Genomic DNA, 14,988 nt, shown 5'->3' with positions numbered 1-14,988 from the left:
GAGCGAGCTTGCTCGCGATGAACCCGAGAGCGGCGCGATAATTCTGGTTGCCCGCGTTATCGTTAACGTTCATCGCGAGCAAGCTCGCTCCTACCTATATAGCCCGCAGGCGTTATGACTTTAATTCTTGGTATCGACCCCGGTTCGCGCATCACCGGTTACGGCGTGGTACGCGATACCGGGCGAGGCTGCGTGTACGTGGCGTCGGGTTGCATTCGCACCGGTTCAGGCGAACTGCATGAGCGTTTGCAAATCGTCTATCGCGGCGTGCGAGAAGTCATCCAGACCTACGGCCCGGTGACCATGGGCATCGAAAAGGTCTTCATGGCGCGTAATGCCGACTCTGCGTTGAAACTCGGCCAGGCGCGCGGTGCGGCAATCGTTGCCGGCGCCGAAGAAAACCTCGAAATCGCCGAATACACCGCGACCCAGGTCAAGCAGGCCGTGACCGGGACCGGCGCGGCCAATAAACAGCAGGTGCAGATGATGGTCATGCACATGCTGAAACTGACCAGCAAGCCGCAAATCGATGCCTCGGACGCCCTGGCGATTGCCATATGCCATGCTCACACCCGTTCCAGCCTGTTGCCTCATGGCTTGGGCACGGCACGCAGTCGTGGCGGGCGCCTGCGTCTCTGATAGCATCAGCAGTCATTTTTTACGGAATGAGGGTTTTGCGCCTGTGTTGTCGGCGCAAAACCCTTGTTCTGTCAGTCGCCAGCACCGGTCTGGCCAACGCTCAAGGATCTGAAACGTGATTGGACGCTTGCGCGGCACACTGGCTGAGAAGCAGCCGCCGCACCTGATTCTGGATGTAAACGGTCTGGGGTATGAGCTTGAAGTGCCCATGACCACGCTGTATCGCTTGCCGTCGGTCGGTGAACCGCTGACGCTGCACACCCATTTGGTCGTACGCGAAGACGCGCAGTTACTCTATGGCTTTGCCAGCAAGCGTGAGCGAGACTTTTTTCGTGAGTTGATCCGTCTCAATGGTGTGGGGCCGAAACTGGCGCTGGCCTTGATGTCGAGCCTGGAAGTCGATGAACTGGTACGTTGCGTGCAATCCCAGGACACCTCGGCGCTGACCAAGGTGCCGGGCGTGGGCAAGAAGACGGCCGAGCGTTTGCTGGTTGAACTCAAGGATCGCTTCAAGGCCTGGGAAACCGTGCCGGCGATGTTTGCCCTGGTGCCAAACCAGCCGGGTGGGCCAGATGCGCCGCATCCGGTCGCGACTGCCGAAAATGACGCGGTCAGCGCGTTGATCTCCCTGGGCTACAAGCCGCAGGAAGCCAGCAAGGCGATTTCCGCGATCAAGGAGAAAGGTTTGAGCAGTGAAGACATGATTCGTCGTGCCCTGAAGGGAATGATCTAAGTGATTGAAGCTGATCGTCTGATAGCCGCCACGCCGGGCCCGCGCGACCGCGAGGAAGTCCAGGATCGGGCGATTCGTCCTGTCAGTCTGGCCGAATACATTGGCCAGCCGACCGTTCGCGAGCAAATGGAGTTGTTCATCCAGGCTGCCCGTGGACGTAACGAATCCCTGGACCACACGCTGATCTTCGGCCCGCCTGGCCTGGGTAAAACCACCCTGGCCAACATCATCGCCCAGGAAATGGGCGTGTCGATTAAAAGCACCTCGGGCCCGGTCCTTGAGCGTCCCGGTGACCTGGCCGCGCTGCTGACCAACCTTGAGCCTCACGACGTGCTGTTCATCGACGAAATCCACCGGCTGTCGCCGATTGTCGAAGAAGTGCTGTACCCGGCCATGGAAGATTTCCAGCTCGACATCATGATTGGTGAAGGGCCGGCTGCGCGTTCGATCAAACTGGATTTGCCGCCGTTCACGCTGGTGGGGGCGACGACTCGCGCCGGCATGCTGACCAATCCGTTACGCGACCGCTTCGGCATCGTTCAGCGTCTTGAGTTCTATAGCACGGCCGACCTGGCAACGATTGTCAGCCGTTCGGCGAACATCCTTGGCTTGCCGCTGGACCCGGAAGGCGCCTTTGAAATCGCTCGCCGTGCCCGTGGTACGCCGCGGATTGCCAACCGTTTGTTGCGTCGCGTGCGCGATTTCGCTGAAGTTCGCGCCAAGGGCCACATCACCAAACCGATTGCCGATCTTGCCTTGAATCTGCTGGATGTCGATGAGCGTGGCTTCGACCACCAGGATCGACGTCTGCTGTTGACCATGATCGAGAAGTTCGACGGTGGGCCGGTCGGCGTCGACAGCCTGGCCGCCGCGATCAGCGAAGAGCGCCACACCATCGAAGACGTGCTGGAGCCGTACCTGATCCAGCAGGGCTACATCATGCGCACACCGCGGGGGCGGGTGGTCACTCGGCATGCCTATCTGCATTTTGGTTTAAATATCCCGTCACGATTGGGTGAGATGCCCGTGGTAGACGAGTTCCTCGATGCCGTGGACGATTAATTAACATTTGCGGGCAGAATTTTCGGGCATTGTGCTGTCCTAGGACCGTGGTTTTGCCAGAAAGCCGTGAATCAATGAAAAACAGTTGCCTCGCCGGATTGGCAACCTGAGGAGTAAGCACTAGAGTATGCGCGCGCAAAACGGGCTTGAGCCTTTCGCACATCGTTGTCGCGTTTATTACGAGGACACCGATGCGGGCGGCATCGTGTATTACGTTAATTACCTCAAGTTTATGGAACGGGCTCGAACCGAGCGGCTCCGGGAGCTGGGCTTTGCCCAATCCCAGCTGGCAGGAGAGGACCTGTTGTTTGTCGTGCATTCCAGCGAAGCGCGTTATCACGCGCCGGCGCGACTGGACGACGAACTGCTGGTAAGCGCTGAAGTAATCGAATTGAACCGTGTCAGCCTGCGCTTCAAGCAGCAGGTCAGGCGAGCCACGGATAATGCGCTGCTCTGCGAAGGGCAGTTTTTGGTGGCCTGTGTGCGCACTGAAAGTTTAAAACCCCGGGCCATTCCCGAAGCTCTACGTGCGGCCTTTGCCGACGTGAGCGGCGCGGGTACACACTCAAAGCAGGAGATAAAGCGTGGAAGCTAACGTCGTCGACCATTCCTCCATGTGGAGCCTGGTCAGCAATGCCAGTATCGTGGTGCAACTGGTAATGCTGATCCTGGTAGCCGCATCGGTGACCTCATGGATCATGATCTTTCAGCGCAGCAACTTGCTGCGCGCGGGTCGACGTGCCCTGGAGAGCTTTGAAGAGCGCTTCTGGTCGGGCATCGACCTATCCAAACTCTACCGTCAGGCCGGCAGCAATCCTGATCCGGATTCGGGCGTAGAGCAGATCTTCCGTGCCGGTTTCAAGGAATTCTCCCGTCTGCGCCAGCAGCCAGGCGTTGACCCGGAAGCGGTCATGGAAGGCGTTGCCCGTGCCATGCGCGTAGCCATTTCCCGCGAAGAAGAAAAGCTCGAGCAGAGCCTGCCGTTCCTCGCCACCGTCGGTTCCGTCAGCCCGTACATCGGTCTGTTCGGTACGGTCTGGGGCATCATGAACTCCTTCCGTGGTCTGGCGACTGCCCAGCAAGCGACCCTGGCCACCGTGGCTCCAGGTATTGCCGAGGCACTGATTGCCACCGCGATCGGTCTGTTCGCAGCCATCCCGGCCGTTATCGCTTACAACCGTTTTGCCGCTCGCAGCGAAACGCTGATCAGCCGTTACTACACCTTCGCCGATGAATTCCAGGCGATCCTGCACCGCAAAGTGCACACCAGCGAAGAATAAGCAGGTAATTTCCAATGGCTTTAATCGCTCGAGCTCGCAAAAAGCGCAAGCCGGTCGCCGAGATGAACGTGGTGCCTTACATCGACGTGATGCTGGTACTGCTGGTCATCTTCATGGTGACCGCGCCGATGCTCAATCAGGGCGTGAAAGTTGATCTGCCCAAGGTTTCCAGCGAAGCCTTGCCGCAGGACAACAACACTCAGGTCCTGACCATTTCGATCAAGGCTGACAAGACCTACTACTGGAACCTTGGCAGCGAAGTCGACACCGAAAAGCAGCAGGACAAGGCCATGACCTTGCCGCAGATGACTGACGCCGTGACCAAGATCATTCGCGCCGGTACTGAAGGCGGCAAGCGTACCCAGGTGTTCATTCGCGGCGACAAGACCGTCGATTACGGTTCCGTGATGGGTGCCATGGGCGGGTTGCAGAAAGCCGGGGTCGGTAATGTTGGCTTGATTACCGAGGCACCCTGATGCAGCAAATGCGAGAGCCGTCCGCCTCGGAAAGCTACTTCTGGCCTAGTGTCCTGGCGATTGTCTTGCACGTGCTGGTGTTCGGCATGCTGTTCGTCAGTTTTGCCTTCACACCGGAGCTGCCGCCGGCCAAGCCGATTGTCCAGGCGACCCTGTATCAGCTCAAGTCCAGAAGCCCGGCGACTACCCAGACCAATCAGAAGATTGCGGGTGAAGCGAAGAAAAACGCTGCGCGCCAGACCGAAGCCGAGCAGTTGGAACAGAAAAAGATCGAACAGGAAGCGATCAAGGCCGCGGAACAAAAGAAGGAAGATGCGGCTCAAAAAGCCGAAGAATCCAAGAAGGCCGATGAGACGAAGAAAGCGGAAGAGGCAAAAAAGGCTGATGAAGCCAAGAAAGCCGATGAAGCGAAGAAGACCGCCGAAGCCAAAAAGGCCGAAGAGAAACAATTGGCTGATATAGCCAAGAAGAAGTCTGAAGAAGAAGCCAAGAAAGCGGCTGAAGAAGAGGCCAAGAAAGCGGCCGCTGAAGAAGCGAAGAAAAAGATCGTCGAAGACGCGAAGAAGAAAGCCGCGGAAGACGCCAAGAAGAAATCTGAAGCTGAAGAGGCGAAGAAGAAAGTCGCCGAAGACGCGAAGAAGAAAGCTGCTGCCGATGCTGCGAAGAAAAAATCGCAGGAAGCGGCACGTAAATCCGTCGAAGATAAAAAGGCTCAGGCCTTGGCAGATTTGCTTTCCGACACGACGGAACGTGAGGCAACCGTAGCCGACGAGCAGGGCGATAGCGTCGCCGGTAGTATCGATGACTTGATTCGCATCCGCGCTTCAGAAGGCTGGGCTCGTCCTCCATCGGCACGCAAAGGCATGTCGGTCGTGGTGCAAATCGGCATGTTGCCTGACGGTACAATCACGTCGGCCAGCGTGCTTAAGTCCAGCGGTGACGGTCCGTTCGATGCTTCGGCGGTCGCGGCGGTCAAGAACATTGGACGATTGATTGAAGTACAGAAAATGAAACCGGCTGAATTTGCGCCCTATCGGTCATTCAAAGTGACATTCACACCTGAGGATCTAGCCTTGTGAGAAACCTTCTTCGAGGAATGCTTGTCGTTATCTGCTGCCTGGCAGGGATAGCGGCAGCCGATGAAAAAAACATTCTGGTCACCAGCGGCAGTGATCGGGCCACCCCGATTGCGGTCGTTCCGTTCGGCAACCAGGGCGGCAGCGTGTTGCCGGACGACATGGCCGAAATCATCGGCAACGACCTGCGCAACTCGGGTTACTACTCGCCGATTCCAAAGCAGAACATGATCAGCCAGCCGAGTCAGGCCAGCGAAATCATCTACCGTGACTTCAAGGCGCTGGGCGCCCAGTACGTCATGGTCGGCAGTATTGCTCCGGCGGGCGGCCGCCTGCAGGTTCAATACGCTTTGTTCAACGTCGCCACCGAACAGCAAGTGCTGACCGGCAGCGTGTCGGGCAGCGTTGATCAACTGCGCGACATGTCGCACTACATTGCGGACCAGTCGTTCGAAAAACTCACCGGTATCAAAGGTGCGTTCTCGACTCGTCTGCTGTACGTGACTGCAGAGCGTTTCTCCGAGAAGAACACGCGCTACACGCTGCAACGTTCGGATTATGACGGTGCCCGCGCTGTAACCCTGCTGCAATCGCGCGAGCCGATCCTGTCGCCGCGTTTCGCACCGGATGGCAAGCGCATCGCTTATGTGTCGTTCGAGCAGAAGCGTCCGCGTATTTTCATGCAGAACATCGACACCGGTCGCCGTGAGCAGATCACCAACTTCGAAGGCCTGAATGGCGCACCAGCCTGGTCGCCGGATGGCAATCGCCTGGCGTTCGTGCTGTCGAAAGACGGTAACCCGGACATCTATGTGATGAACCTGGGTTCGCGTCAGATCACGCGCGTCACCAACGGTCCCGGCATCAACACCGAACCGTTCTGGGGTAAGGATGGTTCGACCCTCTACTTCACCTCGGACCGTGGCGGCAAGCCACAGATCTACAAATCCAGCGTCAGCGGCGGCGGTGCGGAGCGTGTGACCTTTATCGGTAACTACAACGCCAACCCGAAGCTTTCGGCTGATGAAAAGACCCTGGTGATGATCCATCGCCAGGATGGTTTCACTAATTTCAAGGTGGCGGCCCAGGATTTGCAGCGCGGAAGCGTAAAAATCCTCACTGATAGCACTCTGGACGAGTCGCCTACTGTTGCGCCCAACGGCACCATGGTAATCTACGCCACCCGCCAGCAGGGCCGGGGAGTCTTGATGCTCGTGTCCATTAATGGACGCGTAAGGCTCCCGCTTCCTACCGCACAAGGCGAAGTCAGAGAACCTTCCTGGTCCCCTTACCTGAACTGACGCGGCGCTACACGTTTTACTTAACACACTGGGGTTCATTAGGAGTTTCACGATGGAAATGCTGAAGTTTGGTAAATTTGCTGCGCTGGCTCTGGCCATGGCTGTAGCTGTAGGTTGCTCGTCCAAAGGCGGCGACAATGCCGGTGAAGGCGCTGTTGATCCAAACGCTGGTTACGGCGCTAACACTGGTGCTGTTGATGGCTCCCTGAGCGAAGAAGCTGCTCTGCGCGCAATCACCACCTTCTACTTCGAATACGACAGCTCGGACCTGAAGCCAGAAGCCATGCGCGCTCTGGACGTTCACGCCAAAGACCTGAAAGCAAACGGCGCTCGCGTTGTTCTGGAAGGCAACACCGACGAACGTGGTACTCGTGAGTACAACATGGCACTGGGCGAGCGTCGTGCGAAAGCCGTTCAACGCTACCTGGTACTGCAAGGTGTTTCCCCAGCTCAGCTGGAACTGGTTTCCTACGGCGAAGAGCGTCCAGTTGCTACCGGCAACGACGAGCAGTCCTGGGCTCAAAACCGTCGCGTAGAACTGCGTAAGTAATTCGTCATGCGAACGTGCCGTCGTGCTGTAACTGTTTTGGCTCTCAGCCTCGCACCGCTTGCGGTGTGGGCTGCGGTTCCTGTGGTCGAGGACAACTCCGGCTATAACAATAGCGGGAGTAGTTATCCGCCTGCGGGTTACGGTACGAACGGCGCCTATGCCGGGGGAGGGGTTTCGGCCCCTGTCTCGGCACAGGGCGAGCTGTTCAACCAACTGCAATCGATGCAGGAGCAGATCTCGCGCCAACAAGGCATCATCGAAGTTCTGCAAAATGATGTAGCGCGCATGAAGCAGGAGAACCTGGAGCGATATCAGGATCTTGATCGGCGCATAGGAACCGGCGTTGCACCAGCCGCGACTCCTGAGAATTCTTCCTCCGGTGGCGATTTGAACGCCCCCGGTGCAGCAGCTGGCGCAGGTGCGGGGGCGGCTGCCGCTGCCACTTCCAATCAAGCGCCTGCCGCGGGTAGCGAACCGGCGGATCCGGCGAAGGAAAAACTGTATTACGATGCAGCCTTCGACTTGATCAAGGCCAAGGATTTCGACAAGGCCAGCCAGGCTTTTGCCGCTTTCCTGCGCAAATACCCGAACAGCCAGTACGCGGGCAACGCCCAGTACTGGTTGGGCGAAGTGAACCTGGCCAAAGGCGATCTGCAAGGTGCAGGTCAGGCATTTGCCAAGGTGTCGCAGCTGTACCCGAAGCACAACAAAGTGCCTGACTCGCTGTATAAGCTGGCTGATGTAGAGCGCCGCCTCGGTCATCCCGACAAGGTCAAAGGCATTCTGCAGCAGGTCGTGTCCCAATATCCGGGCACTTCCGCCGCTCAGCTGGCCCAGCGCGATCTGCAGCGCATGTAGGCCTGCCAGACCCGTTTCGAAGAAACCCGCGCTTGTCGCGGGTTTTTTCGTTAGAATTCACGCCCTTTTTATGAAACACGCTTTTTGGGATCTGCGCATTGGCGGGGTTCCTTGAAGTGCCTGACGGAGGCGGACAGCCTGTTTAGCTGTTACGCCCGTGGCGACTATGCAAGACACATTGAGAATCACCGAAGTTTTCTACTCGTTGCAGGGTGAAACGCGGACTGCCGGGCTGCCCACTGTTTTTGTGCGCCTGACCGGTTGCCCATTGCGTTGCCAATACTGCGACAGCGCCTATGCGTTCTCTGGCGGCACTGTCCGCACGCTCGACGATATCCTCGAGCAAGTGGCCGGTTTCCGCCCGCGTTATGTGTGTGTCACCGGCGGCGAGCCCCTGGCGCAACCTAATGCGATCCCATTGCTCAAGCAGTTGTGCGACGCCGGTTACGAGGTGTCACTGGAAACCAGTGGTGCACTTGATATCTCGGCGGTAGATTCACGGGTCAGTCGCGTTGTCGACCTGAAAACCCCGGGTTCGAAGGAAGCGCATCGCAACCGCTACGAGAACATCGAGCTGCTCACGCCCAACGATCAGGTGAAATTTGTCATCTGTTCGCGGGAAGACTATGACTGGGCCGTATCGAAATTGATTCAGTACGGTCTGGACCAGCGTGCCGGCGAAGTGCTGTTCTCGCCAAGCCACCATGACCTGAATGCACGGGACCTGGCGGATTGGGTGGTGGCGGATAACCTGCCAGTGCGTCTGCAATTGCAGCTGCATAAATATCTTTGGAATGACGAGCCGGGGCGCTGATATGACGGAACAACTGAACACTGCTGAAAAACGTGCGGTCATTTTGCTGTCCGGTGGTCTCGACTCGGCGACCGTCGTGGCCATGGCCCGTGCTGAAGGCTACAGCTGCTACACCATGAGTTTCGACTACGGTCAGCGGTCACATGCCGAATTGCATGCCGCTGAGCGTGTTGCCCGGGATCTGGGTGTAGTTGAACACAAGGTGATCGGTCTGAACCTGAACGGCATCGGTGGCTCGGCACTCACCGACAGTAGCATCGACATCCCGGAGGAGCTGGGGGAGGGTATTCCAGTCACTTACGTGCCGGCGCGCAACACGGTGTTCCTGTCGCTGGCGTTGGGTTGGGCTGAAGTGCTCGGCGCGCGTGACATCTTTATCGGTGTCAACGCAGTGGATTACTCCGGCTACCCGGACTGCCGTCCGGAGTTCATCGAGTCCTTCGAGCGTATGGCCAATCTGGCGACCAAGGCTGGCGTAGAAGGCAATGGCTTCCGTATCCAGGCGCCACTGCAAAACCTGAGCAAGGCGCAGATCGTCCAGGCGGGCGTGAAGCTGGGCGTCAATTACGGGCTGACCGTTTCCTGCTATCAAGCCGACGATAATGGCCGTGCATGCGGCAAATGCGACAGCTGCAGACTGCGTGCGGAAGGCTTCACAGCGGCCGGAATCAGCGATCCAACACCTTATTTCTGATTTATTTCAAATAAGGTGTTGAATAACCTTTAAAAATCAGTATTATACGCGCCACCACATAGCGGGTCGTTAGCTCAGTTGGTAGAGCAGTTGGCTTTTAACCAATTGGTCGTAGGTTCGAATCCCACACGACCCACCATTTTTGTAGCAGTTTTAAAAGTCTGGAAGGCCCACGCAAGTGAGGATTTCCGGATTTTTTTTTGCCCGCGATTTAAGGTCGACCCCGTTCGGGGTCGCACTGCGCGACACAGGTCAGAATCATCTTTTGCATCCAAGGGATATTCTGTAGCCTTGCGCAGCTTCAACGCTATCCATGCCTGATGAATACCCACTTTCCCGGCGGTACCCTGAAGGGTCCGGAGCCGGGTGTATACTCGACTTTCGCGCGAATGCGCCTGCAGGTCTTGCGAACATGACGCAGATTTCCGAACGCCTTCTGGTTCAAGCCCACCTCGACGCCAAGCAGCCTAAACCGCTGACGGTCGAGGAGGAGGCCTATTACCGTGCTGCCATCGCCGCCGAGCTCAAGGCTCAGGACGCGGTGCTGGTTGCCCACTTTTATTGTGATCCGGTCATTCAAGCCCTGGCTGAAGAAACCGGTGGCTGTGTCTCCGACTCGCTGGAGATGGCCCGCTTCGGCAATGCTCACCCGGCCAAGACCGTGGTGGTCGCTGGCGTGAAGTTCATGGGCGAAACCGCCAAAATCCTCAATCCTGAAAAACGCGTGCTGATGCCGACGCTGGAAGCGACCTGTTCGCTGGATCTGGGTTGCCCGGTAGACGAGTTTTCGGCGTTCTGCGATCAGCACCCGGAACGTACCGTCGTGGTGTATGCCAATACCTCGGCAGCAGTCAAAGCCCGGGCTGACTGGGTCGTGACTTCGAGCTGTGCGCTGGAAATCGTCGAAAGCCTGATGGATAACGGCGAAACGATTATCTGGGGGCCGGACAAACACCTCGGCACCTACATCCAGCGCAAGACTGGCGCGGACATGCTGCTATGGGACGGTGCCTGCATCGTTCACGAAGAGTTCAAGTCCAAGCAGCTTGAAGACATGAAGGCGCTGTATCCGGATGCGGCGATTCTGGTGCATCCGGAATCGCCGACCTCGGTGATCGAGCTGGCGGACGCCGTCGGTTCCACCAGTCAGCTGATTGCGGCGGCACAAAGCCTGCCGAACAAGACGCTGATCGTCGCCACCGACCGCGGCATCTTCTACAAGATGCAGCAGTTGTGCCCGGACAAGGTCTTCATCGAGGCGCCAACGGCGGGTAACGGCGCGGCGTGCCGTAGTTGCGCACACTGCCCGTGGATGGCGATGAATACGCTTGAGCGTACGCTGAAGGCCTTGAAGGAGGGGACGAACGAGATCTTTGTTGATCCGGCGTTGATTCCTCAGGCGATTCGCCCGCTGAAGCGCATGCTCGACTTCACTCAGGCTGCGCGGATGAAGCTGGCCGGTAACGCCTGAGATCTTTCAAGCAAGTCACAAAACCTGTGGGAGCGAGCCTGCTCGCGATAGCGATCTGTCAGTCATATTAATGTTGACGGGTACACCGCCATCGCGAGCAGGCTCGCTCCCACAGTGGTTTTTGTATGGCTGAACTACTTGGTCTTCTTCGGAATCCGCACAAGCTGGGTGTTGGAATACATGTCATGCCAGCTGCGTTTCTGTTTATCAAACAGCGACCAGATGAATCCAAGGCCGACGCACAGCAAGGACGCGATCGACACCACAAAGCGCAGCAACGCCTGCCACAGGCTGATGGACGAGCCGTCGGCGTTCTGCACGCGGATGCACCATACCTGCATGCCCAGGGTCTGGCCGGACCAGGTCCAGAACTTGGCGAAGAAGCCGAACAGCACGAACAACAACACCGTCGACAGCAACGGATCACCGTCCAGCGCGCCGGCTTCGGTCAGGGTACGCATTTTGTCTTCGCCGATGATCGCCATCTGGATCATCTTGTAAACGCCGCTGGTGACGATCAGCAGGGCAGTGCATAACAGGAAGTCATAGAACATCGCTGCCAGGCGACGACCGAGGGTCGCGGCGGGAAAGTCGCCCTGTGGTTTGAGCAGGTGTTTCGACATGGCTGGGTTCCCGGCAGAAAAAAGAAGCCATTTTACGGATTTACGCGCACAAAAAAGCCCCTGATGTCAGCATCAGGGGCTTTTTCGTAACAGAAGGTTAGGCTTCTGCTTGTACTTCGTCAGCCTGCATGCCTTTCTGGCCTTGCACGGCGATGAAGGTCACTTTCTGGCCTTCTTTCAGGCTCTTGAAGCCGTTGCCCTGAATAGCGCGGAAATGCACGAACAGATCCGGACCGCTTTCTGGAGTGATAAAACCAAAACCTTTCTCGTCGTTAAACCACTTGACGGTACCGCTCTGACGTTGGGACATTTCTTATTTCCTTTGACGCAAAAATTAATGACAGTCTCCTTCTCATGAAAGAGTACTGGGGCTGGTTGCAGGAGAGTAAGAAGACGTCGAACGGGATGTAGCTAACTTGTAGGCTACTGCCCAGGTCACGATTCCAAGCGACCCATGCAAACACAGTGAACAAACTCTACGCCAACTACGGGAGAAAAAACAAGCCCTGTGAGAGGCCCGGTTTTGCTCGCGTTGGTGGCATTCGCGCGCCAACTAGTGCTGGCTTATGCGATAGAGGTGTTCAATTGTTTTCGATCGTTATAAGCAAAGTTCATAAACGAAGCTTACAGTCAAAGTCATGCACTGTTTTATGGCGGTTGCGTTACACATTAGTGCACTGTTAACGCAACCGCGTTACTTATAGAAACAGTCAGTCAGCCACGATAGTAGCGTTGTGGAACAAATGGCATTTTGCTTACAAGCAGAGGCACCTTTTTCCCACGAACGATCGCGAACACCGGTGTATCGATGGCGATGTAGGCGCTGTCGAGGTAACCCATGGCCAAGGGACCGCCCAGGGTCGGGCCAAACCCGCCGCTGCAAACGGTGCCGATGATGTCGCCCGCTTCATTGACGATTTCTGCACCCTCGCGCACCGGAGTGCGTTCCTGCGGCAACAGGCCTACGCGCTTGCGGCTGACACCGGCTTGTTGCTGGGTGAACACGGTTTCAGCGCCAGGGAAGCCGCCAGCCCGTGCGCCATCGGCACGACGAGGCTTGGAGATGGCCCACAACAGGCTGGCTTCGATCGGGGTGGTCTCGGTGTTCATGTCGTGGCCGTAGAGGCACAGGCCGGCTTCCAGGCGCAGCGAGTCGCGAGCGCCAAGGCCAATGGCCGCGACTTCAGGCTCAGCCAGCAGCGCGCGAGCCAGGGCTTCAGCGTTGGCGGCCGGCACGGAGATTTCGAAACCGTCTTCACCGGTGTAGCCCGAACGGCTGACAAAGCAGTCCACACCCAGCAGTTTCACACGGGCGAACTGCATGAAGGTCATCTTCGCCACTTCAGGCGCCAGGCGCGCGAGCACGGTGACTGCAGCTGGGCCTTGCAACGCCAGCAACGCGCGCTCTTCAAACAGCGGCTCGATGGTGCACTGATCACCGATGTGCTGACGCAGATGCGCCAGGTCCTGATCCTTGCAGGCGGCGTTGACCACCAGGAACAGTTCGTCGTTGCCGAGGTTGGCGACCATAAGGTCGTCGAGGATACCGCCAGTCTCGTTGGTGAACATGGCGTAGCGCTGCATGCCCACCGGCAGGTCGACGATATCCACCGGGACGAGGGTTTCCAGAGCCTTGGCGGCATTGGCGCCGGTCAGGCGGATCTGGCCCATGTGCGAAACGTCGAACAGCCCGGCCTGATCACGGGTGTGCTGGTGCTCTTTCATCACGCCCAGCGGGTATTGCACCGGCATGTCGTAGCCGGCAAACGGCACCATGCGGGCGCCGAGTTCGATGTGCAGTGCGTGCAACGGGGTTTTCAACAGTTGTTCGGTGGACATATCCAGCTCCTGAAAAAGTGTGCAGATGCAGTGAGCGCGCATCAGCACTCGATAATGTTGACCGCCAAACCGCCTCGGGCGGTTTCCTTGTATTTGCTTTTCATGTCGGCGCCGGTCTGGCGCATGGTGCGGATGACTTTGTCGAGGGAGACGAAATGTTGACCGTCGCCGCGCAGGGCCATGCGCACCGCATTGATGGCTTTCACCGAACCCATGGCGTTGCGTTCGATGCATGGCACCTGCACCAGCCCGCCAATCGGGTCGCAGGTCAGGCCGAGGTTGTGTTCCATGCCGATTTCGGCGGCGTTTTCCACTTGCTGTACGGTGCCGCCCAGTACTTCGCACAGGGCACCTGCCGCCATCGAGCAGGCCACGCCGACCTCACCCTGGCAGCCGACTTCGGCACCGGAGATCGAGGCGTTTTCTTTGTAGAGAATGCCGATGGCGGCGGCCGTCAGCAGAAAACGTACGACACCGTCTTCGTTGGCGCCGGGGATGAAGCGCATGTAGTAATGCAAAACCGCCGGGACGATGCCCGCTGCACCGTTGGTGGGCGCGGTAACCACGCGTCCGCCGTTGGCGTTTTCCTCGTTGACCGCCAGGGCGTACAGGTTGACCCAGTCCAGCACCGACAGCGGATCGCGCAGCGACGATTCAGGGTTCTTGCACAGTTGCCGATGCAGCGCTGCCGCCCGCCGTTTGACCTTCAAGCCGCCCGGCAGGATGCCTTCGTTCCTGCAACCGGCGTCGACGCAATCCTGCATCACTTGCCAGATTTTCAGCAGTCCGGCGCGGGTTTCCGCTTCCGGGCGCCAGGCACTTTCGTTGGTCAGCATCACCTGGCTGATCGACAAACCATAGGTGGTGCAATGCCCGAGCAGGTCCTTGGCGCTTTTGAATGGGAAGGTCAGCGGCGTGGCGTCTTCGACGATGCGGTCGGCGCCGGCGGCGTCTTCATCGACGACGAAACCGCCGCCGACCGAGTAGTACTCGCGGCTGCGGATCTGCAGACCCGCTGCGTCGAACGCGCGAAAGATCATGCCGTTGGGGTGATAGGCCAACGGTTTGCGGATCATCGCCAGGTGTTCTTTCTCGTTGAACGCAATGCTGTGTTCGCCGAGCAGGTTCAAGCGACCGTTGCCGCGTATGTCTTGCAGACGGGCGGCGACGGTTTCGGTGTTCACGGTGTCCGGGTGTTCGCCTTCCAGGCCGAGCAACACAGCCTTGTCGCTGCCGTGTCCTTTGCCGGTGGCGCCGAGTGAGCCGTAGAGCTCGACTTTGACGCAGGTGGTGGCGGCCAGCAGCCCTTCACGGCGCAGGCCTTCGGCGAAGCGCGCAGCGGCGCGCATCGGGCCAACGGTGTGGGAGCTGGAGGGGCCGATGCCAATCTTGAACAGGTCGAACACGCTTAACGACATGGTTGTTCTCCGGTTTCTTGTTATAGGTGAAGCGCGAACCTGTAGGAGCAAAGCTTGCTCGCGATGAACGATGACACGGTTCATCAGATACACCGTGTAACGGCTATCGCGAGCAAGCTTTGCTCCTACAGGGATTTACGGTGTTCTTGAGTGG

The 14,988-nt window shown here is 58.0% G+C and carries 17 protein-coding genes and 1 tRNA gene; 14 read left to right on the top strand and 4 right to left on the bottom strand.

The genetic code is table 11. The annotated features are described in order from the left end of the window. Positions 1 to 114: 114 nt before the first annotated feature. The 14 genes from ruvC (at position 115) to nadA (ending at position 10,954) form a co-directional block, all read left to right on the top strand. Positions 115 to 639, top strand: a complete 525-nt coding sequence (gene ruvC, locus ACA066_RS22680) for a crossover junction endodeoxyribonuclease RuvC (RefSeq protein ID WP_497696715.1) — start codon at positions 115 to 117, stop codon at positions 637 to 639. Positions 640 to 754: 115 nt separating this feature from the next. Next, complete coding sequence (gene ruvA / locus ACA066_RS22675) at positions 755 to 1,372, top strand: Holliday junction branch migration protein RuvA (RefSeq protein WP_017340470.1); 618 nt, start codon at positions 755 to 757, stop codon at positions 1,370 to 1,372. Next, on the top strand, positions 1,373 to 2,434 hold the full coding sequence (ruvB, locus tag ACA066_RS22670) for a Holliday junction branch migration DNA helicase RuvB (RefSeq protein WP_008027785.1): 1,062 nt from the start codon (positions 1,373 to 1,375) through the stop codon (positions 2,432 to 2,434). A gap of 127 nt (positions 2,435 to 2,561) precedes the next feature. Next, positions 2,562 to 3,029, top strand: a complete 468-nt coding sequence (gene ybgC, locus ACA066_RS22665; RefSeq protein WP_008027788.1) for a tol-pal system-associated acyl-CoA thioesterase — start codon at positions 2,562 to 2,564, stop codon at positions 3,027 to 3,029. Next, positions 3,019 to 3,714: a protein TolQ gene (gene tolQ, locus ACA066_RS22660; protein ID WP_017340467.1), complete on the top strand. Its 696-nt coding sequence runs from the start codon at positions 3,019 to 3,021 to the stop codon at positions 3,712 to 3,714. Before ybgC ends, tolQ begins: the two co-directional genes overlap by 11 nt. A gap of 23 nt (positions 3,715 to 3,737) precedes the next feature. Then, positions 3,738 to 4,190 carry a protein TolR gene (tolR, locus tag ACA066_RS22655; RefSeq protein ID WP_161807482.1) on the top strand — a complete coding sequence of 151 codons (453 nt, stop codon included), beginning with the start codon at positions 3,738 to 3,740 and terminating at the stop codon, positions 4,188 to 4,190. After that, on the top strand, positions 4,190 to 5,269 hold the full coding sequence (gene tolA / locus ACA066_RS22650) for a cell envelope integrity protein TolA (RefSeq protein ID WP_497696714.1): 1,080 nt from the start codon (positions 4,190 to 4,192) through the stop codon (positions 5,267 to 5,269). The genes tolR and tolA overlap by 1 nt, the downstream gene beginning before the upstream one ends. After that, positions 5,266 to 6,567 (top strand): Tol-Pal system beta propeller repeat protein TolB, encoded by a 1,302-nt coding sequence (gene tolB / locus ACA066_RS22645; RefSeq protein ID WP_497696713.1) that lies wholly within the window; start codon positions 5,266 to 5,268, stop codon positions 6,565 to 6,567. The genes tolA and tolB overlap by 4 nt, the downstream gene beginning before the upstream one ends. Before the next feature lie 52 nt (positions 6,568 to 6,619). Beyond that, positions 6,620 to 7,117, top strand: coding sequence for a peptidoglycan-associated lipoprotein Pal (pal, locus tag ACA066_RS22640; RefSeq protein ID WP_003178634.1), 498 nt, complete (start codon positions 6,620 to 6,622; stop codon positions 7,115 to 7,117). A 6-nt stretch (positions 7,118 to 7,123) separates the two neighbouring features. After that, positions 7,124 to 7,975, top strand: coding sequence for a tol-pal system protein YbgF (gene ybgF / locus ACA066_RS22635; RefSeq protein WP_497696712.1), 852 nt, complete (start codon positions 7,124 to 7,126; stop codon positions 7,973 to 7,975). 166 nt (positions 7,976 to 8,141) lie between these two features. After that, positions 8,142 to 8,789: a 7-carboxy-7-deazaguanine synthase QueE gene (queE, locus tag ACA066_RS22630; protein ID WP_084318975.1), complete on the top strand. Its 648-nt coding sequence runs from the start codon at positions 8,142 to 8,144 to the stop codon at positions 8,787 to 8,789. 1 nt (position 8,790) lies between these two features. After that, complete coding sequence (queC, locus tag ACA066_RS22625) at positions 8,791 to 9,483, top strand: 7-cyano-7-deazaguanine synthase QueC (RefSeq protein WP_497696711.1); 693 nt, start codon at positions 8,791 to 8,793, stop codon at positions 9,481 to 9,483. A 63-nt stretch (positions 9,484 to 9,546) separates the two neighbouring features. After that, positions 9,547 to 9,622: transfer RNA gene (locus tag ACA066_RS22620), tRNA-Lys, on the top strand. 273 nt (positions 9,623 to 9,895) lie between these two features. Beyond that, positions 9,896 to 10,954, top strand: a complete 1,059-nt coding sequence (gene nadA / locus ACA066_RS22615) for a quinolinate synthase NadA (RefSeq protein WP_497696710.1) — start codon at positions 9,896 to 9,898, stop codon at positions 10,952 to 10,954. A 134-nt stretch (positions 10,955 to 11,088) separates the two neighbouring features. Here the strand turns inward: nadA and ACA066_RS22610 are convergent, their stop codons facing one another. From ACA066_RS22610 to ACA066_RS22595, 4 genes are all read right to left on the bottom strand, one after another. After that, positions 11,089 to 11,577 (bottom strand): RDD family protein, encoded by a 489-nt coding sequence (locus ACA066_RS22610; RefSeq protein WP_084318981.1) that lies wholly within the window; start codon positions 11,575 to 11,577, stop codon positions 11,089 to 11,091. A 97-nt stretch (positions 11,578 to 11,674) separates the two neighbouring features. Beyond that, positions 11,675 to 11,887 (bottom strand): cold-shock protein, encoded by a 213-nt coding sequence (locus ACA066_RS22605; RefSeq protein ID WP_007977299.1) that lies wholly within the window; start codon positions 11,885 to 11,887, stop codon positions 11,675 to 11,677. A gap of 404 nt (positions 11,888 to 12,291) precedes the next feature. Further along, on the bottom strand, positions 12,292 to 13,416 hold the full coding sequence (gene gcvT, locus ACA066_RS22600; protein ID WP_497696709.1) for a glycine cleavage system aminomethyltransferase GcvT: 1,125 nt from the start codon (positions 13,414 to 13,416) through the stop codon (positions 12,292 to 12,294). A 41-nt stretch (positions 13,417 to 13,457) separates the two neighbouring features. After that, complete coding sequence (locus tag ACA066_RS22595; RefSeq protein WP_084318985.1) at positions 13,458 to 14,834, bottom strand: L-serine ammonia-lyase; 1,377 nt, start codon at positions 14,832 to 14,834, stop codon at positions 13,458 to 13,460. Positions 14,835 to 14,988 lie beyond the last annotated feature (154 nt).

The sequence above is a fragment of the Pseudomonas sp. LBUM1651 genome (assembly GCF_059716135.1).
The sequence above is the reverse complement of the archived record's forward strand: the minus strand, read 5'-3'. Positions and strand labels throughout refer to the sequence as shown.